The sequence below is a fragment of the Streptomyces sp. NPDC001100 genome (assembly GCF_053598575.1).
This window is the reverse complement of record NZ_JBSFKO010000013.1, coordinates 148,728-175,027: the sequence shown is the minus strand read 5'-3', so window position 1 is coordinate 175,027 and position 26,300 is coordinate 148,728. Positions and strand designations below refer to the sequence as shown.

The 26,300-nt window shown below is 70.3% G+C and carries 24 protein-coding genes and 1 pseudogene; 14 read left to right on the top strand and 11 right to left on the bottom strand.

From position 1 onward, the window contains the following. Window positions 1–96 precede the first annotated feature (96 nt). The 3 genes and pseudogenes from ACWDEW_RS20960 to ACWDEW_RS20950 all read left to right on the top strand — a co-directional run bounded on the left by ACWDEW_RS20960 (window position 97) and on the right by ACWDEW_RS20950 (window position 3,062). Window positions 97–1,707: an MFS transporter gene (locus ACWDEW_RS20960; RefSeq protein ID WP_450514458.1), complete on the top strand. Its 1,611-nt coding sequence runs from the start codon at window positions 97–99 to the stop codon at window positions 1,705–1,707. Window positions 1,708–1,780: 73 nt separating this feature from the next. After that, a pseudogene (locus tag ACWDEW_RS20955) lies at window positions 1,781–1,906 on the top strand (VOC family protein); the annotation flags it as partial. 31 nt (window positions 1,907–1,937) lie between these two features. Then, window positions 1,938–3,062, top strand: a complete 1,125-nt coding sequence (locus tag ACWDEW_RS20950; RefSeq protein ID WP_450514457.1) for a lysylphosphatidylglycerol synthase transmembrane domain-containing protein — start codon at window positions 1,938–1,940, stop codon at window positions 3,060–3,062. Here ACWDEW_RS20950 and ACWDEW_RS20945 read toward each other — a convergent pair. The 5 genes from ACWDEW_RS20945 to mhpD all read right to left on the bottom strand — a co-directional run bounded on the left by ACWDEW_RS20945 (window position 3,059) and on the right by mhpD (window position 7,753). After that, entirely contained in the window at window positions 3,059–4,285 is a 1,227-nt protein-coding gene (locus ACWDEW_RS20945; protein ID WP_450514456.1) for a carbohydrate binding domain-containing protein, read from the bottom strand. The two genes, ACWDEW_RS20950 and ACWDEW_RS20945, sit on opposite strands and share 4 nt — an antisense overlap. After that, complete coding sequence (locus tag ACWDEW_RS20940) at window positions 4,273–4,764, bottom strand: hypothetical protein (RefSeq protein WP_450514455.1); 492 nt, start codon at window positions 4,762–4,764, stop codon at window positions 4,273–4,275. The genes ACWDEW_RS20945 and ACWDEW_RS20940 overlap by 13 nt, the downstream gene beginning before the upstream one ends. Window positions 4,765–4,968: 204 nt before the next feature. Beyond that, window positions 4,969–5,991, bottom strand: coding sequence for a 4-hydroxy-2-oxovalerate aldolase (gene dmpG, locus ACWDEW_RS20935; RefSeq protein WP_450514454.1), 1,023 nt, complete (start codon window positions 5,989–5,991; stop codon window positions 4,969–4,971). Beyond that, window positions 5,988–6,923 carry an acetaldehyde dehydrogenase (acetylating) gene (locus ACWDEW_RS20930; RefSeq protein ID WP_450514453.1) on the bottom strand — a complete coding sequence of 312 codons (936 nt, stop codon included), beginning with the start codon at window positions 6,921–6,923 and terminating at the stop codon, window positions 5,988–5,990. Before ACWDEW_RS20930 ends, dmpG begins: the two co-directional genes overlap by 4 nt. Continuing rightward, window positions 6,920–7,753: a 2-keto-4-pentenoate hydratase gene (gene mhpD, locus ACWDEW_RS20925; protein ID WP_450514452.1), complete on the bottom strand. Its 834-nt coding sequence runs from the start codon at window positions 7,751–7,753 to the stop codon at window positions 6,920–6,922. Before mhpD ends, ACWDEW_RS20930 begins: the two co-directional genes overlap by 4 nt. Before the next feature lie 104 nt (window positions 7,754–7,857). On the opposite strand from mhpD, the gene ACWDEW_RS20920 reads away from it, so the two are divergent. Together ACWDEW_RS20920 and ACWDEW_RS20915 are read left to right on the top strand one after the other, a co-directional pair. Next, complete coding sequence (locus ACWDEW_RS20920; RefSeq protein WP_450514524.1) at window positions 7,858–8,601, top strand: IclR family transcriptional regulator; 744 nt, start codon at window positions 7,858–7,860, stop codon at window positions 8,599–8,601. A 131-nt stretch (window positions 8,602–8,732) separates the two neighbouring features. Continuing rightward, window positions 8,733–10,241 (top strand): hypothetical protein, encoded by a 1,509-nt coding sequence (locus ACWDEW_RS20915; RefSeq protein WP_450514451.1) that lies wholly within the window; start codon window positions 8,733–8,735, stop codon window positions 10,239–10,241. A 15-nt stretch (window positions 10,242–10,256) separates the two neighbouring features. On the opposite strand, the gene ACWDEW_RS20910 is transcribed toward ACWDEW_RS20915, so the two are convergent. Beyond that, entirely contained in the window at window positions 10,257–11,282 is a 1,026-nt protein-coding gene (locus ACWDEW_RS20910) for an Lrp/AsnC family transcriptional regulator (RefSeq protein ID WP_450514450.1), read from the bottom strand. 112 nt (window positions 11,283–11,394) lie between these two features. Here ACWDEW_RS20910 and ACWDEW_RS20905 point away from each other — a divergent pair, with 112 nt between their 5' ends. The 3 genes from ACWDEW_RS20905 (at window position 11,395) to ACWDEW_RS20895 (ending at window position 14,992) form a co-directional block, all read left to right on the top strand. Then, entirely contained in the window at window positions 11,395–12,954 is a 1,560-nt protein-coding gene (locus ACWDEW_RS20905; RefSeq protein ID WP_450514449.1) for an AbgT family transporter, read from the top strand. Between the two features lie 48 nt (window positions 12,955–13,002). After that, the gene (locus ACWDEW_RS20900; RefSeq protein WP_450514448.1) at window positions 13,003–14,190 is read left to right on the top strand and encodes a M20 family metallopeptidase; all 1,188 of its coding nucleotides are present in this window, start codon (window positions 13,003–13,005) and stop codon (window positions 14,188–14,190) included. A 67-nt stretch (window positions 14,191–14,257) separates the two neighbouring features. Next, entirely contained in the window at window positions 14,258–14,992 is a 735-nt protein-coding gene (locus ACWDEW_RS20895; protein ID WP_450514447.1) for a hypothetical protein, read from the top strand. Between the two features lie 99 nt (window positions 14,993–15,091). Here ACWDEW_RS20895 and ACWDEW_RS20890 read toward each other — a convergent pair whose 3' ends face one another. Next, entirely contained in the window at window positions 15,092–16,309 is a 1,218-nt protein-coding gene (locus ACWDEW_RS20890; RefSeq protein WP_450514446.1) for a chitinase, read from the bottom strand. A gap of 235 nt (window positions 16,310–16,544) precedes the next feature. Here ACWDEW_RS20890 and ACWDEW_RS20885 point away from each other — a divergent pair, with 235 nt between their 5' ends. From ACWDEW_RS20885 to ACWDEW_RS20870, 4 genes are all read left to right on the top strand, one after another. Next, entirely contained in the window at window positions 16,545–19,919 is a 3,375-nt protein-coding gene (locus ACWDEW_RS20885; protein WP_450514523.1) for a pyruvate carboxylase, read from the top strand. A 102-nt stretch (window positions 19,920–20,021) separates the two neighbouring features. Continuing rightward, window positions 20,022–20,621: a cysteine hydrolase family protein gene (locus tag ACWDEW_RS20880; RefSeq protein ID WP_450514445.1), complete on the top strand. Its 600-nt coding sequence runs from the start codon at window positions 20,022–20,024 to the stop codon at window positions 20,619–20,621. A gap of 10 nt (window positions 20,622–20,631) precedes the next feature. Then, entirely contained in the window at window positions 20,632–21,618 is a 987-nt protein-coding gene (locus ACWDEW_RS20875; protein WP_450514444.1) for a GlxA family transcriptional regulator, read from the top strand. Then, window positions 21,615–22,229: a DinB family protein gene (locus ACWDEW_RS20870; protein WP_450514443.1), complete on the top strand. Its 615-nt coding sequence runs from the start codon at window positions 21,615–21,617 to the stop codon at window positions 22,227–22,229. Before ACWDEW_RS20875 ends, ACWDEW_RS20870 begins: the two co-directional genes overlap by 4 nt. Window positions 22,230–22,232: 3 nt before the next feature. Here ACWDEW_RS20870 and ACWDEW_RS20865 read toward each other — a convergent pair whose 3' ends face one another. Both ACWDEW_RS20865 and ACWDEW_RS20860 read right to left on the bottom strand, forming a co-directional pair. Then, a complete protein-coding gene (locus tag ACWDEW_RS20865; protein WP_450514442.1) occupies window positions 22,233–22,418 on the bottom strand; it encodes a hypothetical protein in 186 nt (61 codons plus the stop codon). A 480-nt stretch (window positions 22,419–22,898) separates the two neighbouring features. Continuing rightward, window positions 22,899–23,642, bottom strand: coding sequence for a dienelactone hydrolase family protein (locus ACWDEW_RS20860; RefSeq protein WP_450514441.1), 744 nt, complete (start codon window positions 23,640–23,642; stop codon window positions 22,899–22,901). A 360-nt stretch (window positions 23,643–24,002) separates the two neighbouring features. Here ACWDEW_RS20860 and ACWDEW_RS20855 point away from each other — a divergent pair, with 360 nt between their 5' ends. After that, entirely contained in the window at window positions 24,003–24,455 is a 453-nt protein-coding gene (locus ACWDEW_RS20855; protein WP_450514440.1) for a MarR family winged helix-turn-helix transcriptional regulator, read from the top strand. A 25-nt stretch (window positions 24,456–24,480) separates the two neighbouring features. Here the strand turns inward: ACWDEW_RS20855 and ACWDEW_RS20850 are convergent, their stop codons facing one another. After that, window positions 24,481–24,894 (bottom strand): HdeD family acid-resistance protein, encoded by a 414-nt coding sequence (locus ACWDEW_RS20850; protein ID WP_450514439.1) that lies wholly within the window; start codon window positions 24,892–24,894, stop codon window positions 24,481–24,483. Between the two features lie 101 nt (window positions 24,895–24,995). On the opposite strand from ACWDEW_RS20850, the gene ACWDEW_RS20845 reads away from it, so the two are divergent. Further along, entirely contained in the window at window positions 24,996–25,169 is a 174-nt protein-coding gene (locus ACWDEW_RS20845) for a helix-turn-helix domain-containing protein (RefSeq protein ID WP_450514438.1), read from the top strand. Window positions 25,170–25,210: 41 nt separating this feature from the next. On the opposite strand, the gene ACWDEW_RS20840 is transcribed toward ACWDEW_RS20845, so the two are convergent. Then, window positions 25,211–26,206 carry a phospholipase D-like domain-containing protein gene (locus ACWDEW_RS20840; RefSeq protein WP_450514437.1) on the bottom strand — a complete coding sequence of 332 codons (996 nt, stop codon included), beginning with the start codon at window positions 26,204–26,206 and terminating at the stop codon, window positions 25,211–25,213. Between the last annotated feature and the right edge of the window lie 94 nt (window positions 26,207–26,300).

The window sequence follows — 26,300 nt, the reverse complement described above, 5'->3', positions numbered from 1 at the left end:
TGGAGAGGCCGCCTCTTCCCGGCATAGTTGCACATCGGTGAGCAATAAAATAGCCTGCACATCAGTGAGCAATTAACGCGTCCCCAGGAGTCCCCGATGCCGCTCTTCGTCACCACCCCCGTCGACCGGATGGCCGGGCCCTACGCGCGCCGCTGGTCCGCCCTGATCGTGCTGTGCCTGAGCCTGTTGATCGTCGTCATGGCGAACACCTCGCTGATCGTGGCCGCGCCGGCCATGACCACGGACCTCGGCCTGAGCAGCAGTGATCTGCAGTGGGTCATCGACGGCTACACCGTCCCGTACGCCGCGCTGATGCTCGTCCTGGGCTCGATCGGCGACAAGTACAGCCGCCGCGGCGCCCTCGTCACCGGCCTGGTGGTCTTCGCCGCGGGATCGGTGACGGGCAGCCTCGTCCACGAGACCGGACTCGTCATCGCGGCCCGCGCGATCATGGGGGTGGGCGCGGCCGTGGTCATGCCGGCCACCCTGTCCCTGCTGGTCGCGATCTTCCCGAAGCACGAGCGGGCACGGGCCATCACGGCCTGGACCGCCACCTCGGGCCTCGCTATCGCCGTCGGCCCGCTGGTCGCGGGCTGGCTCCTTGAGGACCACGCCTGGGGCTCCACGTTCCTGATCAACGTCCCCATCGCCGTTCTCGCGGTGCTCGGCGCCCTGGTCCTCGTTCCGCCGTCCAAGGCGGACACGACGTTCCGCATCGACTACGTGGGCGGCCTGCTCTCCATCGTCTCGGTCGGCAGCCTCGTCTACGCCATCATCGAGGGCCCGCACTTCGGCTGGGGCGCGGGACCGGTCACCGCGGCCGTCGTCGCCGCCGTAGGACTGCCCGCCTTCGTGGCCTGGGAGCTGCGCCACCCGCACCCCATGCTCGACGTCCGCAAGTTCGCCCACCGCCCCTTCAGCGGCTCGATGACGGCGGTGCTGTTCTTCTTCTTCGGCACCTTCGGCTCGATCTACTACGCCACGCAGTTCCTGCAGTTCGTCCTCGGCTACGACGCGCTGGAGACCGGCGTACGACTGCTGCCGCTGGCCGGAGCCGTGTTCCTCGGCGCCGCGGTCACCGGACGGCTCACCCCGAAGCTGGGCATGAAGCCGATGGTGGTGACCGGCATGGTGCTCGGCACCGTGGCCGTCCTCCTGCTCACCCAGGTCGACAAGACCTCCACCTACGGCGACTTCCTGCCCACGTTGATGCTGCTCGGCTTCGCGGTCGGACTGAGCGTCTCGCCCGCGACGGACACGATCATGGGTTCCTTCCCGGAGAACGAGCTCGGTGTCGGCGGCGGCGCCAACGACACCGCGCTGGAACTGGGCGGCTCGCTGGGCATCGCCATCCTCGGCTCGCTGCTGGGCACCGTCTACAAGGACGAGCTGACCGACCTGGTCGGCGGCCATCTCCCCGCCGCCGCCCTCGACACCGCCAAGGACTCGGTCGGCGGCGGCCTGGCGGTCGCCCAGGAGATCGCGAGGACCCCGTCCGCCGGACCGCAGCAGGCACAGGCCCTGGTCGACGCCGTGCACGAGGCCTTCGCCCACGGTGTCGCGCAGACCAGCCTGGTCGGCGGGATCATCATGGCCGCCGGCACGCTGATCGTCCTCGCGGTCCTGCCCGGCCGCCGCGCGGGCGGCGAGCCGGAGCCGGAGGCGGCGGAGACCAGTCGCGACCAGGAGCACGCCGACTCGGTCTGAACTCCGGTGCGATGCGGGCCCCTTCGTGCAGCGGGGGCCCGCACGACGGCGTACGCGCGCAACGAACGAACGGGGGCACACTCCGGCCCGCCGGGCCATCGTGCATAAACTGGCACAGTTCCGCCTCGGCGCCCGCTCCCTCGTCCGCTCGGAGAACACCGTCCCCGCACTGAGCGGCGCCGGGATCGCCGACGGTTGAAGCTCACTTCACGAAATCGACGGTCCTGCCTGTGCACGCTCCGGACACCACCGCCATCACCCCCGAACCGGCCGACACGGCATCGCATCGCACCCGACGCTGGGTGCGCCCGGTGGTGATCACGGTCCTGCTCGCGCTGTTCAGCACCGAACTGGTGCTGGGCTGGCCGTCGCTGGCCGCCGCCCTGTCACAGCTGCGCGCACCCCGGCTGAACTGGTTCGCCGTCGCGCTCGTCGCCGAGATTGCCGCCATGGGCTGCTACGCGCGCATGCAGCGCCGGCTGCTGCGCTCGGCCGGAGTGATCGTGCCGATCCAGAAGCACGTCGCCCTGGCCTACGCCGCCCACTCGCTCAGCGTCACGCTGCCCGGCGGACCGGCCTTCTCCACCCACTTCAACTACCAGCAGATGCGCCGCTTCGGAGCCACACCCGCCGTCGCCTCCTGGTGCATCGCGCTCTCCGGCATACTCTCCGCGGCGGCCCTGGCCGTCGTCACCGCGATCTCCGCGATCGCCTCCGACGGCAGCCTGCAGTGGCACAGCCTCGTCACCCTCGGCCTGGCCGTCCTGCTGCTCACCGTCGGCATCCGGCGCATCACCCGCCACCCGGAGAAGGTCGAACCGGCGACCCGGGCCGCGCTCGCCAAGGTCAACAAGCTGCGGCACCTTCCCGAGGCCCAGGGCCTCGACCGGATCCGCAGCTTCGTCGACCAACTCCGCACCGCCCGGCTGCAGCCCCGGCATGCCGTCGCCGCCGCCGTCTTCGCCGTGCTCAACTGGCTGCTCGACGCGGGCTGTCTGTGGCTGTGCTTCCACGCCATAAGCGACACGCAGATCAGCAACGCCCAACTGCTGCTCGCCTTCTGCGCGGGCATGGCCGCCGGCACCCTCACGATCATCCCGGGCGGACTCGGAATCATCGACAGCGCGCTCGTCCTCGGCCTGGTCACGGGTGGCGTGGCGACCAGCACCGCCATCGCGACGGTCGTGCTCTACCGGATCATCAGCTTCGGGTTCATCATCGGCGTCGGCTGGATCACGTGGCTGGTCATCCGCCGCCACAACCGCCGTGAGCCGGCCGTCCCGGTGGGCGCGGACGGTGCCCAGGAGGACAGGGGTCCCCTGGGCACCGGCGCCGATACGTCGGCGAGTCGCTAGCTGAGCGTGAAGTCGTCGGCCGTGACGTTGGACTGGCCGTACCAGCCGTGGACGTAGACGGTGACCGTGCCGCTGCTGCCGGTGGTGAAGGCGACGGACAGCTGGTTCCAGCTCGTGCTGTTGGACCAGGTGCTCGCGGAGGCGCCGCCGCTCACCCCGAGGTAGGCGTACGGTCCCTGGACCCAGGCGGTGAGCGTGTAGCTCTTGTTCGGGGACAGGGTGACGGTCTGGTCGCATTCGCCGGTGGCACTGGCACTCGGCGCGACCTGGAGGCTGTGGCTTCCACTGTGCACGGGACTGGAGACCACCGCGCTGCCGCCCGTGCAGGTCCACGGACTCAGACTGCCGGTCTCGAAGCCCGCGTTGGTCAGCGAGCTTTCGCCGCCTCCTCCAGTGCTGCTGGTGACGGTGAGCGTGTACGTGGCGCTGTGGCTGCCTGTCGCGGCGGTGCCGGTGACGGTGATCGGGTAGTTGCCTGCGGCCACGGACGAGCCGACCGTCGCCGTGAGCGTCGAACTGCCACCGGATGTAACGGAGTTGGGGCTGAACGAGACGCTGACGCCGGAGGGTGCGCCGGAGGCGGAGAGGCTGACGGACTCGGCGCTGCCGGAGGTGACGGCGGTGGAGACGGTAGAGGTCGCCGAACCGCCCTGGGCGACCGAGGCCGAGCCCGGCGACAGGGACACCGAGAAGTCGCTGGTGGTGCCTCCTCCGCCGCCCGTGCCCGTGCCCGTGTAGGGCACGAACGCGTCGGTGAACGCGAGGCTGTTCTGGCTGATCTGACTGCACGTGGGCAGGGAGTTGGCGCTGCCGCCGCACGCCTGGTCCCGGGTGATCGCCCAGAACGCCAGCCGGCCGACGCTGTTCTGCGCGGCGAAGCTCTCCACTGTCTGGGCGTCGGCCGGCGTGAAGGTGGAGCCGTCGTCGTTCTTGCCGATCATCGGGGTGATGCCGAGGTTGGCGTAGGTGTAGCTGGAGTCGACCGACTGCATCTGCGTCAGCGTGGCCCTGGCCGCGGAGACGGCGGCCTGACCCATCTCGGTGCCGGTGCCCGCGTAGTAGTCCATGGCCATGATGTTGAGGACGTCGATCTTGATGCCCGCGGTCTTGGCGGCCTTGACGATGTTGACGCCGTCGCCGGTCAGCCCGCTCGTCAGCACCGGCAGGGTCATGGAGAACTTCAGGTTCGGGTTGGCCGCCTTGAGGTCCTTCATCGCCTGCATCTGGCGGGCCACCGCGGCGGTGTCCGCGATGGCGGCGCCCTCGATGTCGAAGTCGAGCTGGTGACGCCGTAGTCGTTGATGATGGCCTGGTACCCGGCGTCGATGCTGCTCTGCGTCGAGCACGTCCAGGCCAGCGGCTCGCCGCTCGCGCCGCCGGAGGAGATGATGACCGACGCGCCCTCGGACTTCGCCTTGGCGATCAGGGGGTCGGTGTAGGAGTCGTTGCCGATGGGGAGGGTGTCGCCCCAGATCTGGTTGCAGCCGACGCCGAGCACGAAGGCCGCTGTGTACGCCTTGAGCTGGTGTCCGGTGATGGCGGTGTCGAGCAGTCCTTCCTGACTGTTCGACATGTCGACGTAGGGGGCCACGGAGTAGACGCTGCTTCCCGCGGCGCTGCTCGTGGGGGCCAGGGCGACGGTGACGCCGGTGACCGAGAGCGCGAGGGTGCACACGGAAGCCGCGAGTCTTGCCAGGCGCATGACAGATCCCCTTTCGGGGGTGCCTATAAGGGGGGAGTGGTGGGGGGTGGCGCGTGAAGGGTTTGGTATATACCAAAGCGCTCGCACGACCCTCCGTCAAGAGGACTAGACCAACTCGATACCGTCGGGTCGGTCCGCCTCAACTCCCCACGGGTGTCGGTGTCATGCGGCGCCGACACCCGTGTCCTCGCGGCCGGTCCCGGCTCAGGCCGTCTTTGCCGCGCGGGCTACCAGGTCCAGCGCGATGTCCGTGATCATGTCCTCCTGGCCGCCGACCATCGCCCGCCGCCCCGCCTCGACCAGGATGCTGCGCGTGTCGAGGCCGTAGCGGGCGGCAGCCGTCTCGGCGTGGCGCAGGAAGCTGGAGTACACGCCCGCGTAGCCGAGGCTGAGGGTCTCGCGGTCCACCCGTACCTCGCGGTCCTGCAGCGGTCGTACGAGATCGTCGGCCGCGTCCATCAGCGGGAACAGGTCGCAGCCGTGCTTCCAGCCCATCAGGTCGGCGACCGCTACGAACGCCTCCAGCGGACAGTTGCCCGCGCCCGCGCCCTGGCCCGCGAGGGAGGCGTCGACGCGGATCGCGCCGCCCTCCACCGCGACGACCGTGTTGGCCACGCCGAGCGCGAGGTTGTGGTGGGCGTGGATGCCCAACTCGGTCTCCGGGGCGAGGACTTCGCGGTAGGCGCGGAAGCGGTCCCGGACGCCGTCCATCGTCAACCGGCCGCCGGAGTCCGTGACGTAGACGCAGTGGGCGCCGTAGGACTCCATGAGCTTTGCCTGGCGGGCGAGTTCGGCGGGCTCGGCCATGTGGGACATCATGAGGAACCCGGCCACGTCCATGCCCAACTCCCGCGCTGCCGCGATGTGCTGGGCGGAGATGTCGGCCTCGGTGCAGTGCGTGGCGACCCGTACCGAGCGGATGCCCAGCGCGTGGGCCTGCTTGAGGTCGTGGACGGTTCCGATACCCGGCAGGAGGAGGGTGGTCGGGATCGACTGCCGTACGACGTCGGTGACGGCCTCGATCCACTCCCAGTCGGTGTGGGCGCCGACGCCGTAGTTGATGCTGGAGCCCGACAGTCCGTCGCCGTGGGCGATCTCGATGGCGGCAACCCCGGCCGCGTCCAGGGCGGCGGCGATCGCGCGGGCCTGGTCGACGGTGTAGCGGTGGCGCACGGCGTGCATGCCGTCCCGCAGGGTGACGTCCTGGACGTAGAGGGACGGGGTCACTTGGCTGTCTCCTTGGCGGTGCGGGCGGCCATGCGTTCCGCTGTGCGCAGGGCTGCCGAGGTCATGATGTCGAGGTTTCCGGCGTAGGCGGGGAGGTAGTGGGCGGCGCCCTCGACCTCCAGGAACACCGACACCTTCAGCAGCTCGCCCGTGCCCGGCGCCAGGGTGCGCAGCGGGTCGTCGGCCGCCACCTTGTCGTACTGCACCTGCTGCTTGAGGCGGTAGCCGGGCACGTACGCCTGGACGCGGGCGACCATCTCCTCGACGGACGCGGTGAGTTCCTCGGTCGCGCAGTCGGAGACCAGGCAGTGCACGGTGTCGCGCATGATCAGCGGGGGTTCGGCCGGGTTGAGGACGATGATCGCCTTGCCGCGCGCGGCGCCTCCGACCGCCTCGACGGCCCGGGAGGTGGTCTCGGTGAACTCGTCGATGTTCGCGCGGGTGCCGGGGCCGGCCGAGCGGGAGGCGATGGACGCGACGATCTCGCCGTAGTGGACCGGCGAGACGGCGCCCACCGCGGCGACGATCGGGATCGTGGCCTGGCCGCCGCAGGTGACCATGTTGACGTTCGGGGCGTCGAGGTGGGCCTCGCCGTTGACCGGCGGGACGACGTACGGGCCGAGGGCGGCCGGGGTGAGGTCGACGAGGGTGCGGCCGAGGGGCCGTAGGACTTCGTCGTGGTGGCGGTGGGCGCCGGCGGAGGTCGCGTCGAAGACGATGTCGACGTCGGCGAACTCGTCCAGCTTGACCAGTCCTTCGACACCCTCGTGGGTGGTGGCGACCTTGAGGCGGCGGGCGCGGGCCAGGCCGTCGGAGTCCGGGTCGATGCCGGCCAGCGCGGCGATCTCCAGGGTCTCGGAGAGGCGCAGGACCTTGATCAGGAGGTCGGTGCCTATGTTGCCGGAGCCGATGATGGCGACCTTGGTCGTCACTTGCCGTTCCTTTCCGTGGCGAAACGGACCCGTACCGAGCCCAGGTCCGAGATGTGCGCCTCGAAGGTGTCCCCGGGGGCGGCCGGGGTCATCGGACCGAGGGCGCCGGTCAGCACGAGGTCGCCCGCGCGCAGCGGGTCGCCGCGCTCGGCGAGGGCCGAGGCGAGCCAGACCGCTGCGGTGAGGGGGCTGCCGAGACAGTCGGCGCCGGTGCCCTCGGAGACGGTCTCGCTGTCCCGGTTCATGGTCATCGTGACCGCACGCAGGTCCACGGCCGTCAGCGGTACGGGTGTGCCGCCGAGGACGTACAGGCCGCAGGAGGCGTTGTCGGCGACGGTGTCGACGAGGGAGATGTCCCAGTCGCGCACCCGGCTGTCGACGATCTCCAGCGCGGGCAGCGCGAAGTCGACCGCGCGCAGCACGTCGACGATCGTGCACTGCGGGTGCGGCAGGTCCCTGCCGACGACCAGCGCGACCTCGGCCTCCACCTTCGGCTGGAGCAGTCGGCCCACGGGCACCTCGCCGCCGTCCGGCACCGCCATGTCGGCGAACAGCGCGCCGAAGTCCGGCCGGTCCACACCGAGTTGGCGCTGCACGGCGGGGGAGGTCAGACCGATCTTGCGGCCGACGATGCGGCGGCCGGTGTCCAGACCGCGGCGGACGTTGAGCTGCTGCACGGCGTAGGCGGTCTCCAGATCGCCGCCGTCGAGCAGGTCGCGCACCGGCGGACAGGCGACCCCGGTACGGGTGGCCTCCGCCAGCAGGTCGGCGGCCTTGACCACGGGCGGGGACACGGCGTCCGGGCGGGCGCCGTCGGGCACGGTGGGCACGGGTTACCTCCTGGGAGAGCAGTGCGGGTACACCCTCGGTATAGACAGCATCCCCGCCAAGGGACAATGTTTGTTCCGTGACACGGAACAATGTGGGCGGCAGCATGCTGGAGAAGGCCGCGCTCATCCTCGACTGCTTCAGTCCGAGCGGCGGACCGTACCGCCTGTCGGAACTTTCGGAGCGCACCGGACTGCCCAAGCCCACGGTCCACCGGCTGGCGGCCGACCTGGTCGGGCTGGGCTGGCTGGAGCGTTCGGGCCCGCGCTATCTGCTCGGCGCGAAGCTGTTCGAGCTGGGCTCGCTGGTCCCGCACCGGCGTGATCTGCGCGAGACGGCCCTGCCCTTCCTCCAGGACCTGTTCGAGGCCACCCGGGAGACCATCCACCTCGGTGTCCGCGAGGGCATGGAGGTGGTCTACCTGGAGCGCATCCATGGCCACGAGGCCCTGCGGCTGCCCTCCCGCATCGGCGGTAGCCTGCCCCTGACCTGCACGGCGGTGGGCAAGGCCCTACTGGCCTTCTCCGGCGGGGAGTTGACGGAGGAGGTGCTGTCCCGCCCGCTGCCGAGTCTCACCCCGCACTCGATCACCGACCCGGGCCGGCTGCGTATGACCCTGGAGAAGATCCAGGTCTCCGGCCTCGCCTACGAGGAGCAGGAGGCGGCCGCGGGGGTGAGCTGCATCGCGGCCCCGGTGTTCGCCGGGGGCACCGCGGTGGCCGCGCTCTCGGTCGCCGTGCCGCGCACCCGTTTCCGCCCCGCCCAACTCGCCCCGGCGGTACGGACGGCGGCGCTCGGGCTGTCCAGAGTGCTGAGGAGCGGAGGTGCCGCGAGGCCTGCCCTGTCCTAGCGGCGAACCCGACCGTACACTGACAAGTCACGGTAACGGGGGCGTTGTTGAGCGGGGGGAGAACCATGTCCGGGGACCAGTACGGCGGTTATCAGGGAAATCAGGGGTATCAGGGCTTCGCCGTTCCGCCCATGCCCACGTCACCTCCACCCGCCCCGCCGGACCGACTCAGATCCGTCGCGGTCGGCCTCCTCAACCTCAGTGGCCTCGGCCTCGGTTACGCGCTGACGCGCCGCTGGCTGCTGATGGCCGTGTGCTGGGTCGCGACCGTTGTCCTGCTGCTGGTGGCACTGCCCGCCGACCCTGACGGCGTCTCGGGCCCGCTCGTCGTGCTGTACGTCGTGTTCCTCGTGTTCGCCGCCGTCCACGGCGCGTTGGTCGGTCTGCGCACCCGGCTCGCCTGGCCCGCGCCCACACCGCTCGCCATCGTGCTGGGCCTGGTACTGCTCGCCGTACCCGCCGGGGGAGTCGTGCTGTACGACAACGCCCGTGACGAGGCGACGCAACAGATGCTCCTGGACCGGTTGGAGAAGGCCGACCAACTCGTGGCGGACAGCGGGAGGTTGTCGTTCTCCGCGGCCGAACCCCACTACCGCCAGGCGCTGGCGGTGTACGACAACCTCACCACCGCGCACTCCGGTTCGCGGGCCGCCGGCAAGGTGCCCGACCGGCTGAAGACGTTCTACACGACGGTCGCCGGGGCCTACGCGCAGAAGAACTACTGTGACGCGATACCCCAGTTGAAGTATCTGCGGACCGTCCCCGGCACCATCGGCAAGAAGCAGCTGGGCACGCTCACCACCTGGCCGGACGACCGGCTGGCCACCTCCCTCTACGAATGCGCCTCCGCCTCGCTGGCGACGCAGAGTGCCGACTGGCCGACGGACTTCGGGGATCTGCTGTCCACGTTCCCGCAGTCGTCCCAGGCGGGCCAGGTCGAACCGGCCGTCAAGTCGGCCGTCACCAAGGCGGCGCAGGGCGTGAGCGGCAGCCAACCGTGCGCGGCCGTCGAGCAGTTGAACAGTCTCTCCTCCCAGATCGGGACCCTGGAGGGCGGACAGGCGGGCGTGGCCGACGCGCTGAGCGCCGACGCCACACGGGCCGGCAACCAGGCCGACTCCGGGGCCTACCAGTGCGGTGTCTCGCAATACAAGAGCGGCGACTTCGACTCCGCGCTCACCACGATGAACGACTTCGTGAAGAACAACACGCACGACAAGAACCGGGCCCGCGCCAAGAAGATCGCGATCGCCGCCGAGGTGGCCCAGACCATCCCCGCCGCGGGCAAGAAGCTGCCGACCACCGCGTCCGGCGGCAGCATCTCCGTCACGGTCAAGAACGACAGCCCCGACGACATCACCGTCCTCTACACCGGGCCGGTCACCGGCAGCTTCACGCTCAAGGCCTGCGGCAGCTGCACGACGTACTCCCTGACCACCACCCTGCTGTCCGGGTTCAAGCCGTGCAGCGGTGGCAAGAACTACCCGCAGAAGACGATCAGTCTGCCGACCGGCACCACGTACTTCGTGCACCGTCCGGACAGTTCGACCGCGAGCCCGGCCTCGGACACGGCCAAGCTCAGGTCGGGCTACATCTACACGGAGTGCGCCTACGCCACCGGGTCCTTCGGCACCGGCTGACGCACGGGGAAACGCTCACAGCAGCGCCGGTGCGTGGAAGGTGCCGAGGCCGGTGGTCAGGTCGCGGTCCAGCCAGTAGCGGCGCGGCTCGGTGAGCACGACGGCGACGCTGACGCCGAGCAGGCCGGGGATCCTGGCCAGCTCGTCGTCGACGAAGCGCGCCAGGGCGGAGCGGTCGGTCACCAACCCGGTGGCGAGGACCGGCATGTCGCTGGCCACATGCGCGGCGAGCCGGGTCTGCGGGAGCCGGTCGATGCGGTGCATGACCTCGGGGGTCGCGCCCGGCGCCACCCGCAGGCGCAGGATGAACGCGGTCTGGAAGCCGAGCCACTCCGACACGATCTCCAGGCGCGGCTTGACCCATCCCTCGTCCAGGACCCGGCGGACGACGCGGTGCGCGGTGGAGGTGGGCAGACCGGTGGCCCGCGACACGCTCGCGGCGGACGCACGGCTGTCCCGGAGCAGTTCGGCGATGACACCGCGCTCCGCCTCGCTCAGCGGCTTCGCCGGGGGTGTCGCGGTCGCGGTGCCCTCGGGGCGGGCGCCGGCCAGCTTCAGCAGCTCGGCGCGCTCGGTGTCCGCCAGGAACTGCGGGTCCCAGGTCCGGCCCCGGCGCAGTGTGCTGAGCGCGGGCAGCGCGTTGACGCGGCGGACACCGGGCACGGAGAACATCCGGTCGATCGCCTCGCTGGTCGCCGCCTCCGACGGGGCGTGCACGACGGCGTAGAGCGGGTAGTCGCCCGAGATCTGTGCCAGCAGCTGGAGATGGGGCAGGTCCCGGAGCCGGTGGAGGACGGCCAGCGGGCTCTCGCCGGTGATGTCGAGGAAGACGTGGACCGGCATCGCCGTGGAGTGGATGCCCCAGTCGGCCTGCCCGATCACCCGCACCATACGGGCCTCGTGCAGGCGGTCGTAGCGCCGTTTGAGCGTGCTGGCGTCGGCGGCCAGGATCTCGCCGATGTCGTCCCAGGTGGCCCGGGGCGCCAGGTGCAGCGCGCCGATGAGGCGCCGGTCGAGCTCGTCGAGGAGAGGGCGGGTCATGGGTCACACTCTAGATGCCGATTAATCCCACCGTTACGTCAAGGTGATGGAGAATCTCTCATTGGGATGCCATTGTTCGCAGGAACATCCCCCCATGTGTGAAGAGGTACCGATGAGTGTCACCTCGGCCCAGCCTCAGCCGCAGTCCACCGAGCCTCGGTCGAGGGCCCTGCGCACCGCGTTCCGGGGCCTGGCGGCGATAGAGAAGATCGGGAACCGACTCCCCAACCCCTTCTGGCTGTTCTGGATCCTCGCGGGTGTCGTCGCCGTCCTCAGCGCCGTCCTGGCGGCGACCGGTCTGAGCGCCGTGCACCCCGGCACGCACGAGACCGTCGAGGTGCAGAACCTGCTCAGCAAGGACGGCCTCACCATGGCCGTCGAAGGGGCGGTCGACAACTACGCGGCCTTCCCGCCGCTGGCCACCATCCTCACCGTGATGTTCGGCATCGCCGTCGCCGAGAAGAGCGGACTCTTCTCCGCGCTGCTGCGCCGCATGGTCGCCCGGGTGCCGGGCCGGTACCTCACCTTCGCCCTGTCGATGACGGCCATGGTCGGCCATGTCGCGGGCGACGCCGCCTACGTCACCCTCATCCCGCTCGGCGCCCTGGTCTTCCGCGCGGCCGGCCGCAGCCCGGTCCTCGGCTGTGTGGTCGCCTACGTCTCGATCGCCGCCGGATACGACGCCTCCCCGTCACTCACCACCACCGACGTCCTGCTGTCCGGGATCTCCACGGCCGCCGCCCACACCATCGACGCGCACTACGTCGTCACCCCGGTCGCCAACTACCTCTTTGGCCTCGGCTCGTCCATCCTGGTCGCCCTGGTGATCACCCTCGTCGTCGACAAGGTTCTCGCCCGCCGCTCCGACCTGGAGCCCGACGAGCCGGTAGCCGCGCCCGACGCGGAGGAACTGGCCGAGATCGAGATCACCGCACGGCAGCAACGCGCCCTGCGTGTTACCGGGCTGGTCGCCGTCGGCTTCCTCGTGTTCCTCGCGGCGGCCGCGATGCCCGCCTCCTCACCCCTGCGCGGCGAGGGCGGCGGCATCGTCGACTCCCCGCTCATCGGCGGGATGGCGCTCGTCCTGGGCGTGTTCTTCGCCGTGCTCGGCACCGTCTACGGCCGGCTGGCCGGCACCTTCACCGCCGCCCGCGACAGCATCGGCGCGATGGTGGACGGCACCCGTTCCATGGCGCCGATCCTCGTCCTGTTCTTCGCGATCGCCCAGTTCCTCGCCTACTTCAAGTGGACGAACATCGGCAACATCCTCGCCATCAAGGGCGCCGAGACGCTGCGCGACCTGCACCTGAACGGCTGGACGGTGCTCGTCGGCATCGCCGTGCTGATCACCTTCATGAACCTCGTCATCACCAGCGGCTCCGCGCTGTGGGCGCTGGCCGCGCCGGTCCTCGTGCCCATGCTGATGCTCATCGGCATCGAGCCCGAGACCACCCAGGCCGTCTACCGCGTCGCCGACTCGGTCACCAACTGCGTGACCCCGATGAGCCCCTACTTCGTCATGGCCCTGGGCTTCATCCAGCAGTACCGCAAGTCGGCGGGCATCGGCACCCTGGCCTCCTTCACGATCCCCATCGCCGCCGTCGTCTGGGTCGTCTGGGTCGCGTTCTTCGTGGCCTGGTACCTGCTGGGCATCCCGCTCGGCATCGGCTGAACCCCGACTGAGCAACGTCACCCGCCGGTTCGGAAAAGAAAGCAGACCATGACCGCCTCACCCGCACCCGCCGCCACCCTCACCCCCCGCGCCCAGGACGCCTCGTCGTGGATCGTCGACGACATCCTGACTCTCGTCCGCCACGAGACCAGCAGCTACGACCTTCCCGCCCTCGCGACCGGCCTGGACCTGCTGCGCGAACTGACCGTGGAGCGGCTCGGCCGCCCCGACCACGAACAGCGGCACCCGGGCGGCGAGTGCGGCGACACCCTCACCCTGACCTACGCGGGCTCCGGCGCCGGCCATGTGGCGCTCGTCGGCCACTACGACACCGTGTGGCCGACCGGAACCCTCGCCGGATGGGAGCAGCCCGGGGCGTCCGAGGACGGGCGGGCGAGGTTGAGCGGGCCGGGCATCTTCGACATGAAGACCGGTCTGGCGCAAGGTATCTGGGCCCTGAAGCTGGCCAGGGAGAGCGGGGCGCCGCTGCCCACCGTCACCTTCCTCTTCAACGGCGACGAGGAGATCGGTTCCCTGTCCTCGCGGCCGGTGATCGAGGAACTCGCGCGGAAGGTGGACGCGACGTTGGTCCTGGAGCCGAGTGCCCACGGCGCCGTGAAGACCGCCCGCAAGGGCACCGGGATCTTCCAGGTCACGGCCACCGGCGTCGAGTCCCACGCGGGGCTCGCACCACAGGACGGGGCGAGCGCGATCACCGCGCTGTCCGAGTTCGTCGTGGCCGCCGTGGCCGTGGCCGCCCCGGAGAAGGGCACCACCATCAACACCGGGCTGATCAGGGGTGGTTCGGCCATCAACGTCGTCGCCGGGCAGGCGACCGCGGGCGTCGACATCCGGGTCGGCAGCGCCGCCGAACAGGACCGGGTCGACGCCGAGCTGGACGCCATCAAGGTCAGCGACCCGAGGGTCCGCATCGAGATCGACCACGCCTGGAACCGGCCGCCCATGACCCTCAACGCGGCCTCCGCCCCGCTGCTCGACCTGGCCCGCGAGGTCGCCGGCGAGCAGGGCCGTGCCCCCCTGCGCGACACCGCCGTCGGCGGCGCCAGCGACGCCAACTTCGTCGCCGCGCTCGGCCTGCCGGTGCTGTGCGGGATGGGCGCGGTCGGCGACGGGGCGCATGCACAGGGCGAGTTCATCCATCCGGACACGGTGCCGGGGCAGACCGCGCTGGTCGCGGGGTTGTTGGGGCGTCTGGCGCAACCGCTGCGGGGTTGACCGCGATCGTCCCGTCCAGGGTGGGGCGCGTCATGGAACCGACCCCGGGCCGGGGACAATCGGTGTCATGACGGACGACAGAGACGACCCCGACAACCGCCTGGTCAGGATCGAGCGGCTGCTGGAGGACAGCAGGCGCGATGTGGTGCCCGCGTGGCGGCGGGTGACGCACGGGGAGACGCGGCTGGCCGTGTCGGCCGTGATCCTGGTGGCGGTCGCCGTGCAGCTGATGCTGCCGCACCGGTTCGCCTTCCAGCCGTACTGGCTGCTGCCGACTCTGGAACTCGTGCTCATGGTCGGTCTGTTCGTCGCCAACCCCCGGCGGATCGAGCCCGGCACACGGTGGCTGCGCTGGCCGAGTCTGGTGCTGACGGGGGTCATCAGTCTGGCCAACAGCTGGGCGGCGGCCCGGCTGGTGGTGGGCCTGGTCAGGGGCACCGAGGGACTGGACGCCGGACCGCTGCTGCTGACCGGTGGGGGCATCTGGCTGACGAACGTCATCGTGTTCGCCCTCTGGTACTGGGAGTGGGACCGGGGCGGGCCCATGGCGCGGGTCATGGGCGACCACCAGTACGCCGACTTCCTCTTCGTCCAGATGCAGAGCCCGGAGACCGCTCCACCCGACTGGGAACCGGCGTTCCTGGACTACCTGTACCTGTCCTTCACCAACTCCACGGCCTTCAGTCCGACCGACGTGATGCCGCTCTCGCGCTGGGCCAAGATGCTGATGATGGGCCAGTCCTCGGTCTCCGTGTCGATCGTCGTCCTGGTGGTCGCGCGGGCGGTCAACATCCTTCGCTAGCAACGGACTCCGGGCAGCGGACATCGGACAGCGACGTCGAGCACGCCCTTCCCAAGGCCTACTCGACGCCGCGGCCCGTCTCCTACTGATCCCGCCGGATCAGCAGGCGCCCTCGTCCTGCCAGGGGCCCCACTGGGAGGCGCCGGGCACCTCGTTCTGGGTCCACCACTTGGCGACCCAGTTGTGGTTGCCGTACGACACCTCGTTGCCCTGGGTGTAGACGGCGGTGGAACTCCACGCCGTCCTGCAGGTGCCGGGGGTCGGTGTGGGAGTCGGCGTCGGTGTCGTGGTCGGCGGGGTCACGCCCGCGAACTGGACCGAGTACTTCGCGAAGTCCCACGCGTTCTGCGCCACGCTGGAGCAAGTGCCGGACGTCGTACCGCCGTTGTCGACCGGACTGCACTGGCGGTCGCGGTTGAGGGACCAGAAGGTGAAGCGGTCCATGTTGTGGCTGGTGGCGTAGTTCAGGACCGTCTGGAAGTCGGCCTGGGTGAAGTACTCGCCGGTGTCGCTGCGGCCGTTCATGCCCGAGAAGCCCTCGTGGGCGTACGCGGTCGCCTGGTCCCAGCCGAACGTGGACTGCAGGATGGAGTTGAAGTTGGTGAGCGCGCTGGTCTGGGAGGCCGCGCCGTTGAAGCCGCCGTCGAACGGCATGATGGAGAAGTTGTTCGGGGTGAACCCCTGCGACTTCGCCTCCAGCAGCATCTGCTTGCCGAACCAGCCGGTGCCGTCCGCCGTGCCGGCCGTGGTCACGGAGACGTACAGACCCGCGTTGTTCTGCTGGAGGATCTTGGCCGCGCCGATCTCGTTGTGGACGGCCGCGGTGTTCTCGTACTCCGGCTCCTCCAGGTCGAAGTCGATCGCGTGCAGCCCGTACTTGGTGATGACCTGCTGGTAGGCCGCGGCCGTCGAGGCCGGGTCGGAGCAGGCCTGGCCGAGCTTGGTGCCGCCGTAGCCGCCGATCGAGACGGAGACGTCGCCGCCCTTGGCGCGGATCGTGTTGATGACCGACTGGACGGCGGTGTCCGAGGAGACCGGTGAGGTGCCTCCCCAGGTGGGGGTGCAGCCACCGCCGTTGGGGGCGAGGACGAAGGCGAGCTGGAAGGCCTTGAGGCCGGTGGCGTCCATGATGGTGCCGACGTCGGGCGGGTTGTTGTCCGTCGGCATCAGGTAGGGGGCCGCGGCGTACCAGCGGTTGCTCAGTGCGGTGGTCGAGTTGGTCGCGCCCTGGGCGTTGGTCGCGACGAGAGCGGTCGTGCCCGCGGCGGCGAGCGTCACGGCGGCCGCCGCGCCGAGACATGCGCGAAGACGTGTCACGTTGTGCCTCCGGTGGGAGTGGGGGAGGCACTCAGCTTCTGGCGATGTCGCGACCACGTCAATGGATTGGACTGGACCAAATTGCCCTTTGGACTAGACCATACGATTTCTTTACTGTCGGCGCCGTCGTGCGCACCGCGCGACACGTTTGCGGCTAGTGTCCCGGCTCACATGGCGTTATAGGGGTGACGCCGACACCATGGTGCACGTCACCGGCAGGCTGAAGGGATCGGGAATGTTCCGCAAGGTGCTGGTCGCCAACCGTGGCGAGATCGCGATCAGGGCGTTCCGCGCCGGCTATGAGCTGGGCGCGCGCACGGTCGCCGTCTTCCCCCACGAGGACCGCAATTCGCTGCACCGGCTCAAGGCTGACGAGGCCTACGAGATCGGCCAGCCCGGGCATCCGGTCCGCGCCTATCTCTCGGTCGACGAGATCGTGCGCGCGGCCCAGCGTGCGGGGGCGGACGCGGTGTACCCGGGCTACGGGTTCCTCTCCGAGAACCCCGAACTCGCCCGCGCCTGCGAGGAAGCGGGCATCACCTTCGTCGGCCCCAGCGCCCACATCCTGGAGCTGACCGGCAACAAGGCCACCGCCGTCGCCGCCGCCCGCGCGGCCGGCGTACCGGTGCTCGGCTCCTCGGCGCCCTCCACCGACGTCGACGAACTGGTGCGCGCCGCCGAGGAGATCGGCTTCCCGGTCTTCGTGAAAGCCGTCGCCGGTGGTGGCGGCCGCGGTATGCGTCGGGTGGAGGACCCGGCCACCCTGCGTGAGTCCATCGAGGCCGCCGCCCGCGAGGCCATGTCCGCGTTCGGCGACGCCACCGTGTTCCTGGAGAAGGCCGTCGTCGACCCCCGGCACATCGAGGTGCAGATCCTCGCCGACGGCGAGGGCAACGTCATCCACCTCTTCGAGCGCGACTGTTCGCTGCAGCGCCGCCACCAGAAGGTCGTCGAGCTGGCCCCCGCGCCCAACCTCGACCCCGAACTGCGCGACCGCATCTGCGCCGACGCCGTCCGCTTCGCCCGCGAGATCGGCTACCGCAACGCGGGCACCGTCGAGTTCCTCCTCGACCCGCAGGGCAACCACGTCTTCATCGAGATGAACCCGCGCATCCAGGTCGAGCACACGGTGACCGAGGAGGTCACCGATGTCGACCTCGTCCAGTCCCAGTTGCGGATCGCCTCCGGGGAGACCCTCGCCGACCTCGGCCTCTCCCAGGAGACGGTCACCCTGCACGGCGCGGCCCTCCAGTGTCGTATCACCACCGAGGACCCCGCCAACGGCTTCCGCCCCGACACCGGCCGCATCAGCGCCTACCGCTCGCCCGGCGGCTCCGGCATCCGGCTCGACGGCGGAACCACCCACGCGGGTACGGAGATCAGCGCGCACTTCGACTCCATGCTCGTCAAACTCACCTGCCGGGGACGCGACTTCACCACCGCCGTCAACCGCGCCCGGCGCGCGGTCGCCGAGTTCCGCATCCGCGGTGTGGCCACCAACATCCCCTTCCTGCAAGCGGTGCTGGACGACCCCGACTTCCAGGCCGGGCGCATCACCACGTCGTTCATCGAGCAGCGCCCGCAGCTGCTGACGGCCCGTCAGTCCGCCGACCGCGGCACCAAGTTGCTGACCTACCTGGCCGACGTCACGGTCAACAAGCCGCACGGCGAACGCCCCGACCTGATCGACCCCACCACCAAGCTGCCGCCCGTCCCGGCCGGTGAACCCCCGGCCGGATCACGGCAGTTGCTCGCCGAACTAGGCCCCGAGGGCTTCGCCCGCCACCTGCGCGAATCACCGACGATCGGCGTCACCGACACCACCTTCCGTGACGCCCACCAGTCGCTCCTGGCCACCCGAGTCCGCACCAAGGACCTCCTCGCGGTCGCCCCGGTCGTCGCCCACACCGTTCCGCAACTCCTCTCCCTGGAATGCTGGGGCGGCGCCACTTACGACGTCGCGCTGCGCTTCCTCGCCGAGGACCCCTGGGACCGGCTGGCCGCCCTGCGCGAGGCCGTTCCCAACATCTGCCTCCAGATGCTGCTGCGCGGCCGCAACACCGTGGGCTACACGCCGTATCCGACCCAGGTGACCGACGCCTTCGTCCAGGAGGCCGCCGCCACCGGCATCGACATCTTCCGCATCTTCGACGCGCTGAACGACGTGGGCCAGATGCGCCCGGCCATCGACGCCGTACGCGCCACCGGAACGTCGATCGCCGAGGTCGCCCTCTGCTACACCTCGGACCTGTCCGACCCGGGCGAGCGCCTGTACACGCTCGACTACTACCTCCGCCTGGCCGAGCAGATCGTCGAGGCGGGTGCTCATGTCCTCGCCGTCAAGGACATGGCGGGCCTGCTGCGCGCACCCGCCGCCGCGACGCTCGTGTCCGCCCTGCGCCGCGAGTTCGGGCTCCCGGTTCACCTGCACACCCACGACACGGCGGGCGGCCAGCTCGCCACCTACCTCGCCGCGATCCAGGCCGGCGCGGACGCCGTCGACGGCGCCGTGGCCTCCATGGCGGGCACCACCTCGCAGCCGTCCCTCTCCGCGATCGTCGCCGCCACCGACTACTCCGACCGTCCCACCGGCCTCGACCTCCAGGCCATCGGCGACCTGGAGCCGTACTGGGAGAGCGTCCGCAAGATCTACGCACCCTTCGAGGCGGGCCTCGCCTCACCCACGGGCCGCGTCTACCACCACGAGATCCCCGGCGGCCAGCTCTCCAACCTGCGCACCCAGGCCATCGCGCTCGGCCTCGGCGACCGCTTCGAGGACATCGAGGCGATGTACGCCGCCGCCGACCGCATCCTCGGGCACCTGGTGAAGGTCACCCCGTCCTCGAAGGTCGTCGGCGACCTCGCCCTGCACCTGGTCGGCGCCGGAGTCAGCCCGGCCGACTTCGAGGCGTCCCCCGACCGCTACGACATCCCCGACTCCGTGATCGGCTTCCTGCGCGGCGAGTTGGGCACCCCGCCCGGCGGCTGGCCCGAGCCGTTCCGCACCAAGGCACTCCAGGGCCGCGCCGCCCCCAAGCCCGTACAGGACCTGACCCCCGAGGACCGCACCGCCCTCGACAAGGATCGCCGCGCCACCCTCAACCGCCTGCTGTTCCCCGGCCCGACCCGCGAGTTCGAGACGCACCGCCAGACCTACGGCGACACCAGCGTCCTCGACAGCAAGGACTTCTTCTACGGCATCCGCCCGGGCAAGGAGTACACGGTCGACCTGGAACCGGGCGTCCGGCTCCTCATCGAGCTGGAGGCCGTCGGCGAGGCCGACGAGCGCGGGATGCGCACCGTGATGTCCGCACTCAACGGCCAGCTCCGCCCGATCCAGGTCCGCGACTCCGCCGCGGCCTCCGACATCCCCGTCACCGAGAAGGCCGACCGCGCCAACTCCGGCCATGTGGCAGCCCCGTTCGCGGGCGTCGTCACCCTCGCGGTCGAGGAGGGCGACGAGGTGGAGGCCGGAGTCACCGTCGCCACCATTGAGGCCATGAAGATGGAGGCGGCGATCACCGCCCCCAAGTCCGGCCGGGTCTCCCGTCTCGCCATCAACCGTATCCAGCAGGTGGAGGGCGGCGATCTGCTCGTCGAGCTGAGGTAGGCGGACGACGGCGGCAGGTTGCCTCGCCGGTGACCGGATCGGTCCGGTCCTGGACCCGATGCGGCCTGTCGCCGCCCCACCCGCACGGCGCAGTCTTGGGACATGAACCGAGCACTGATCGTCATCGATGTCCAGGAATCCTTCCGCGCCCGCCCGCTCTGGGAGACCATCTCCGACCCGAAGATCGCCGAGCAGGCCGACCGCCTGGTGCGGCTCGCCCGCCGGGCGGGCGACCTGGTCGTGTGGGTGCTGCACTCCGAGCCCGGCAGCGGCGACGTCTTCGACCCGGCCCTCGGCCACGTCCGCCTCATCGACGGACTGAAGCGCGAGGAGGGCGAACCTCTCCTCCACAAGACCTCGCACAACGCCTTCACCACCACCAACCTGCAGCAGATCCTCACCGAGCACGGCGTCCGCGAGCTCACCGTCTGCGGTATCCGCACCGAGCAGTGCGTCGAGACCACCACCCGCGTCGCGAGCGACTTCGGCTACCAGGTCACCTTCGTCACCGACGCGACCGCCACCAACCCCATCGCGCACCGCGACGCCCCCGCCGACCAGACCGTCGCCGAACTCCTGGCCGACCCCCGCACCCTCCCCGCCGACGAGATCATCCGCCGCACCGAGTACGCCCTCGCCGGCCGCTTCGCCACCATCGCGACGGTCGCCGAACTGGAAGCCGCCGCGGCCGATCAGGCATGATGACCGGATCGTGAGCCACGTCGTCTTCTTCCTGGTACCCGGAGTCCATCTGCTGGACCTGGCCGGCCCCGCGCAGGTCTTCTCCACGGCGGCCGACTTCGGGCACCCGTACACGCTCTCCTACGTCGCCGAGCAGCCCCAGGTCACCAGCGCCCAGGGGCTGCCGCTGACGGCCGGGCTCGACTGGCCCGAACTCGCCCCCGAGGACCTGATCGTGGTACCCGGCTGGCGTGCGCTCCGGCTCGCCCAGGGGCCCTCCATCGGCCCCACACCCTTGCAGGCCCTACGGGAGCACCACGCCCGCGGCGGAACGGTGGCCAGCGTCTGCGCCGGAGCCGAAGCGCTCGGCAGGGCCGGACTCCTCGACGGCCGCCACTGCACCACCCACCACGACGTGCAGGACGAACTCGCGCTGCGCCACCCCAGGGCGACCGTCGTCCGAGACGTCCTGTTCACGACCGACGACCGGGTCATCACCTCGGCCGGCATCGCCAGCGGCATCGACCTCGCCCTGCACATCGTCGCCACCCGGCACGGCCCCGCCGTGGCCGCCCAGATCGCCAGGGACATGGTCGTCTACGCCCGCCGCAACGGCCACGAACCGCAGTCCAGCGCGATGCTCCGGCACCGCTCCCACCTGGACGACACCGTCCACCGCGCCCAGGACCTCATCGACACCCGCTTCGACGAGGCGCTGCCACTGCCCGCCCTCGCCTCGGCCGTCGGCGTCAGCGAACGCACCCTCACCCGCCTCTTCACCCGGGCCACCGGACTCACCCCGCTGCGCTACCAGCAGACTCTCCGCCTCGAACGCGCCGAGCACCTCATCAGCCACGGCACCACGATCGACGCAGCCGCCCGCTCGGTCGGCTTCGAGGACCCGCGCATGCTGCGCCGACTGCGGGCCCGCGGCCAGCAATTGAAGGCCGGTTCGGCAGCGACGCTGTTGGGTTTTCGGGCCGAGGACAGCCCGACGCGCCACAGGAGCGCCCAGTGATCCCACCCCGTCCGGCTCCGCTACTCGACCAGTTCGACTTCGCGCGCGAACGCCGCACCGCCCGGAGGACAGGCCCCGTCATGGACAGCGGCGACGGCACGGACACCCGGGTCGGGCCGATGACCGACGAGGAGTACCTCTGGGAGCCGGTGCCCGGTTGCTGGTCGGTGCGGCGCCGCTCGGACGGCCCGGGACCGCGTGCAACTGCCCTTGAGGGACAGGGGGATTGGGGCCGTGACTCCGCCGCCTACCCGCACCCTTGGCCGCCGCCCTTCACCACCCTCGCCTGGCGCCTGAGCCACCTCACCGAACTGCTGCCCCTGCGCGCCCACCACACGGCCGGCAGCCACACGCTGACCCGCGACGACTACACCGTCAGCGGCGACGCGGCCGGTGCGGCAGCCGCCTTCGACGCCGGTGCCGAGACCTGGCGCAAGGCTCTGCTGAGCGTCGACGACACCGCGCTCGACACCGTCGGGTACTGCACCTGTCCGCACGGCAGCGACGCGGAGGAGCCGTTCATCGACATCGTGTGGTGGGTCAACCAGGAACTACTGCACCACGGAGCCGAGATCGCCATGCTGCGCGACCTGTACCGAGAGCGCGGCTGACCCTCACAGGACCGCTCCCATACGCCAGGGCACGATCTCCCCGGTCGCGAACCCGAGCGCCTCGGACTTGCTCTCCGCACCGGAGGCCAGGTCCATCAGAGTCTCGAACAGGGCGGTGCCGTAGGCGACTTGATCGGTGTGGCTCATGGCGGGCCCGGCGTCGAAGCCGATGTCGATGTCGCCGCGCATCCTTCGTACAGGTCGCCGGTGGTGCTGATCTTCAGACACGGCACGGGACGGGAGCCGAACAGTGAGCCGCGCGGCCGGTCGTGAAGGCGGCGCAGGGCGTGGACCTCACGATCTTCACCAAAATGCTCAAGAACAAGGAACCCTACCCCTACCCGGACTTCCGCAACGGCGCGACCCTCCAGGACGCCCGCCCCTCCGGCGCACTGAGGCGGGCCGGAGCTTGTAGGGCGGGGAGCACCACGCAAGTCCCCGCCGCCGTCGAGGAGTTCCTGTCGTCCTGCCCGGATCGGTGCCCGCCACCGCCGGGCTGCCGATGCCCACCCTCAACCCTGAACAGGAACTGCTCATCGAAGTCCGCCGCCAGGACTGAAGTCGCCGTGTTTCAGCGCGCGTTGGTGTCGCGGGAGACCGTGACCTTGACGGGAAGGCGCCTCACTCCGTGCATCAGCAGCCCTGGGGACCACTCCAACTCGGTCTCGTTCACGGCCAGTTCCAGGGATCCTCCGTCACGGGCAGGCACTCGGTGAGCAGGTCGACGACGTCGCGCCAGGCTCGCTGCGCGTGCTGTGGGTGGTAGCCGACGCCGGGGACCGTGGGGTGGTCGACCGGCGGGTGGTGGAAGGCGTGCAGGGCGCCGCCGTAGAGCGTGAGGCGCCAGTCGACGCCCGCGGCCTGCATCTCGGCGGTGAACGCCTCGCGTTGCGCGGGCGGCATGATCGGGTCTTCCGAACCGACCCCGGCCCACACCGGGCACCGAATGCGCGCAGCTTCGCCCGGTCGGCCCGTGGTCAGTGCGTTGACCGTCCCGATCGCGCGTAACTCGACGCCGTCGCGCCCGAGTTCCAGCCCGACGGCGCCCCCGGTGCCGTAGCCGACGGCGGCGATCCGGTCGGGGTCGGTCCGCGGTTCGGTGCGCAACACGTCGAGCGCCGCACGGCCGATGCCTCGCATCCGCCCGGAATCGGCGAGCAGCGGCAGGCAACGGGCCAGCATCTCCTCGGGGTCGCCCAAATAGCGCCCGCCATGAAGGTCGAAGGCCAGCGCTACGTATCCCAGCTCGGCGAGAACATCGGCCCGGCGGCGCTCGACGTCGCTGAGCCCCATGCCCTCTGGGCCGAGCAGCACCGCGGGCCGGCGGTCGACACCGGCCGGGAGCGCGAGGTGTCCGACCATCGTCAGCCCGTCGGCCGGATACTCGACCGTACGCGTCGTAATCGCCGTCATGGGACCGGACTGTATTGATCGTCGAGCCCGGTCCGGCCGGTGTTCTGCCGCTGGCAGAACGGTGCGGGTGTCCCTCTGAAATACGGCGAGGGTCCGCAAGAACCGTCGCAAACCCTGCCCCCACGGCAGCGCCACCGGATCACCTGCCCGGGCCACGGTGTCGGAGGGTCGGGTACGGCGAGACGTGCGCCAGGTCTTCCAGGGCGGACGAGCCCGGCGCCGACCGTGCGGACCTGGCTCCCGTGCGTACCGGCGCCGGGTTCCGCGCCTCGATGTCCTACAGGGTGACGGACGTACGGCGGCTGGACGTGTAGCGGGCCGCCGTTGAGGTTCCTTGCTTGAGCACGTTAACCTGCGAGGATGACCGGCGAAGAGCCCCTCACCGCGCAGGAAGAGCGCTTCTGGCGCGCGCTGATGCGTGTCATCGTCGCGCTGCCGCGCTCGCTCGACGACGATCTACTGCGCGCCACCGGTCTGACGCTCACCGAGTACGTCGTCCTGATGAGTCTGTCCGAGGCCGAGAACCAGGAACTCCGGATGGCGGACCTGGCCTCGGCCACCGCCCTCTCGGCGAGCCGCATCACCCGTGTCGTGGACGCGCTGCAGAGCCGGGGCCAGGTCGTCAAACGGCGCTACGAGGCGGATGCCCGGGGAAACGTGGCGACGCTCACCCCGGACGGGATGAAACGGCTCCAGGCCGCGTATCCGGTCCACCTCGCCAGTGCTCGCAAGCGGGTCATGGACCATCTGGACGGCCGGTCACTGTCGGCCTTGGTGCGGCAGTTCGAGACGGTGGTCGAGAAGTTCGACTGAGGGCCGCGCCCCCTGGGCGACTGCCTTACGCCTGCCGGACCGCGCCGGTGCGGTGGCGCCGCTCCTCGAACGAGGCGAAGACCGCCGAGACGCCGTAGACGAGGCTGAACAGGCCGAAGACCGTGGCTAGGGAGACCGCGCCGATGTCCGGGTGGACGAACGGCGAGAACGCGAACACGATCGCCACCGCGCCGGTCAGCAGGAACAAGGTGCGTTCCCCCGCCGTCTCGCCGCGCTGGAAGGCCAGGCCGATCTCCATGGCGCCGGTCGTCAGGGCCCACGCGGCGATCCAGATCGTGAGCGCGAGCGCCGTGATGCCGGGCCAGGCGAGGGCGACCACCCCGCCGGCGAGTGAGAGCAGGGAGAGCAGCAGCCAGCCGAGGACGGGTCCCACCCGGTCGCTCGCGAAGGCGCGGGCGGCGTCCGTCGCCGCGATCATGAACGCGTAGACGGCGAAGATGTCATGGCCCGGGTCGCCGCCCAGGTCCTCGGGCCCGTCGATGCCTGCCCGAGGACGAACGCGCCCTGCTGCGCGACACGTTGGAGGCCTGGTTCGACTCCGGCGGCTCGGCCGAGGAGGCCGCCAAGATGGTGCACGTCCACCCCAACACCGTCCGCACCCGCCTCCGCCGGATCGCCGAACGCATCGGCCGCTCACTGACCGACCCCCGCGGCATCACCGAACTCTCCCTCGCGCTGCGCGCCGTCCGGTAGACCCCGAGGCCCCCGACCTCGGAGTCGACCGGTGCGGAGGATTAGGCGGCCGTGCCGCCGGCGTAGTCGCTCTTGAAGGTGGTCTCGATGGTGGTGGCGACGGACTGGGCCACTCCCGTGCCGGTGAGGATGATGCCCAACTCCCGGTTGTTGGAGAGGGAGTTGCTGCTGATGTTCATCGAGCCCGCCTCCACCTCCTGGGTGGACAGACCGTAGTCGGCGACCATCGCCTTGGCGTGGATGTAGAAGCCGTTCGGGTCGGAGTACCCGACGACCGTGCCGCCGGCCGCCTTGATCGCGGACACCTCACTGGCGTAGCTCGACGGGGTCTCCAGCACCACCCGCACGGTCACGCCCGCCTTCGCCCTGGCCACGATCGCGTTGACCACCGTGCTGTCGCTGAACTCCAGTTCCTCGACGTCGAGCGTCGTGGTGGCCGCGTTGATCACGGTGAGGAGGCGGCTGCGGGAGTCCGTGGGGGACCAGAGCAGATGGTCGCCGTCGGTCGGGGTGATCGAGGTTCCGGCGTAGTCGGCGTTGAAGACCTTCTCGATCGCGGCGACGTCCCGGGTGTCGTCGGTGAAGACCCCGTAGTCGCGGCCGGTCGTGTAGTACTGCGAGGTCAGATTGCCGGTCAGGACAAGGGACTTGGTGGCGTCGACCGTGATCGTCTTCTGGTGGGTGTAGACGAAGCTGGACGGCGACCACACCACGCCGACGCCCGCGTTCGTCAGCGCCGTGTACGCCGAGCTGTTGGCGGACTGGTGCGCGGTGTCGAGGACCACCCGCACGGTGACGCCCTTCTTCTCCAGCGCTATGAGGTCATTGACGGCGGTGGTGTCCTCCAGCTCGTACATGGTCATGTCGAGCGAGGTGGTGGCCGAGTTGATGAAGTCGTAGATGGTCGGCTGGGTGGTGCCGGACTGCGAGAAGGCGAAGGCGGTGTAGGTCGCGGCGTTGGCGGGGACGGCCGTGACGAAGAGGGTGGCGCCGGCTGCCAGCGCGACACCCGCGCGGCCGAGGAACGTCCTCAACATGCGTGACTCCTAGTCGAGTTGATGCCCACGTGGGGGGTGGTGAGCGTGGGCATGACACCACGCGCGTAGAACGATGAGGAAGAGAACCTCGGTG

Excerpts from the sequence above, each read along its gene's own strand:
- ACWDEW_RS20915 (WP_450514451.1), top strand. The coding sequence starts at position 8,733 with ATGCCCACGTCACCTCCACCCGCCCCGCCGGACCGACTCAGATCCGTC.
- ACWDEW_RS20855 (WP_450514440.1), top strand. The coding sequence starts at position 24,003 with ATGACCGGCGAAGAGCCCCTCACCGCGCAGGAAGAGCGCTTCTGGCGC.
- ACWDEW_RS20880 (WP_450514445.1), top strand. The coding sequence starts at position 20,022 with ATGAACCGAGCACTGATCGTCATCGATGTCCAGGAATCCTTCCGCGCC.
- ACWDEW_RS20920 (WP_450514524.1), top strand. The coding sequence starts at position 7,858 with ATGCTGGAGAAGGCCGCGCTCATCCTCGACTGCTTCAGTCCGAGCGGC.
- ACWDEW_RS20940 (WP_450514455.1), bottom strand. The coding sequence starts at position 4,764 with ATGCGCCTGGCAAGACTCGCGGCTTCCGTGTGCACCCTCGCGCTCTCG.
- ACWDEW_RS20900 (WP_450514448.1), top strand. The coding sequence starts at position 13,003 with ATGACCGCCTCACCCGCACCCGCCGCCACCCTCACCCCCCGCGCCCAG.
- ACWDEW_RS20840 (WP_450514437.1), bottom strand. The coding sequence starts at position 26,206 with ATGTTGAGGACGTTCCTCGGCCGCGCGGGTGTCGCGCTGGCAGCCGGC.
- ACWDEW_RS20905 (WP_450514449.1), top strand. The coding sequence starts at position 11,395 with ATGAGTGTCACCTCGGCCCAGCCTCAGCCGCAGTCCACCGAGCCTCGG.
- ACWDEW_RS20910 (WP_450514450.1), bottom strand. The coding sequence starts at position 11,282 with ATGACCCGCCCTCTCCTCGACGAGCTCGACCGGCGCCTCATCGGCGCG.
- ACWDEW_RS20860 (WP_450514441.1), bottom strand. The coding sequence starts at position 23,642 with ATGACGGCGATTACGACGCGTACGGTCGAGTATCCGGCCGACGGGCTG.
- ACWDEW_RS20865 (WP_450514442.1), bottom strand. The coding sequence starts at position 22,418 with ATGCGCGGCGACATCGACATCGGCTTCGACGCCGGGCCCGCCATGAGC.
- ACWDEW_RS20895 (WP_450514447.1), top strand. The coding sequence starts at position 14,258 with ATGACGGACGACAGAGACGACCCCGACAACCGCCTGGTCAGGATCGAG.
- ACWDEW_RS20850 (WP_450514439.1), bottom strand. The coding sequence starts at position 24,894 with ATGATCGCGGCGACGGACGCCGCCCGCGCCTTCGCGAGCGACCGGGTG.
- ACWDEW_RS20945 (WP_450514456.1), bottom strand. The coding sequence starts at position 4,285 with ATGCAGGCGATGAAGGACCTCAAGGCGGCCAACCCGAACCTGAAGTTC.
- ACWDEW_RS20960 (WP_450514458.1), top strand. The coding sequence starts at position 97 with ATGCCGCTCTTCGTCACCACCCCCGTCGACCGGATGGCCGGGCCCTAC.
- ACWDEW_RS20885 (WP_450514523.1), top strand. The coding sequence starts at position 16,545 with ATGTTCCGCAAGGTGCTGGTCGCCAACCGTGGCGAGATCGCGATCAGG.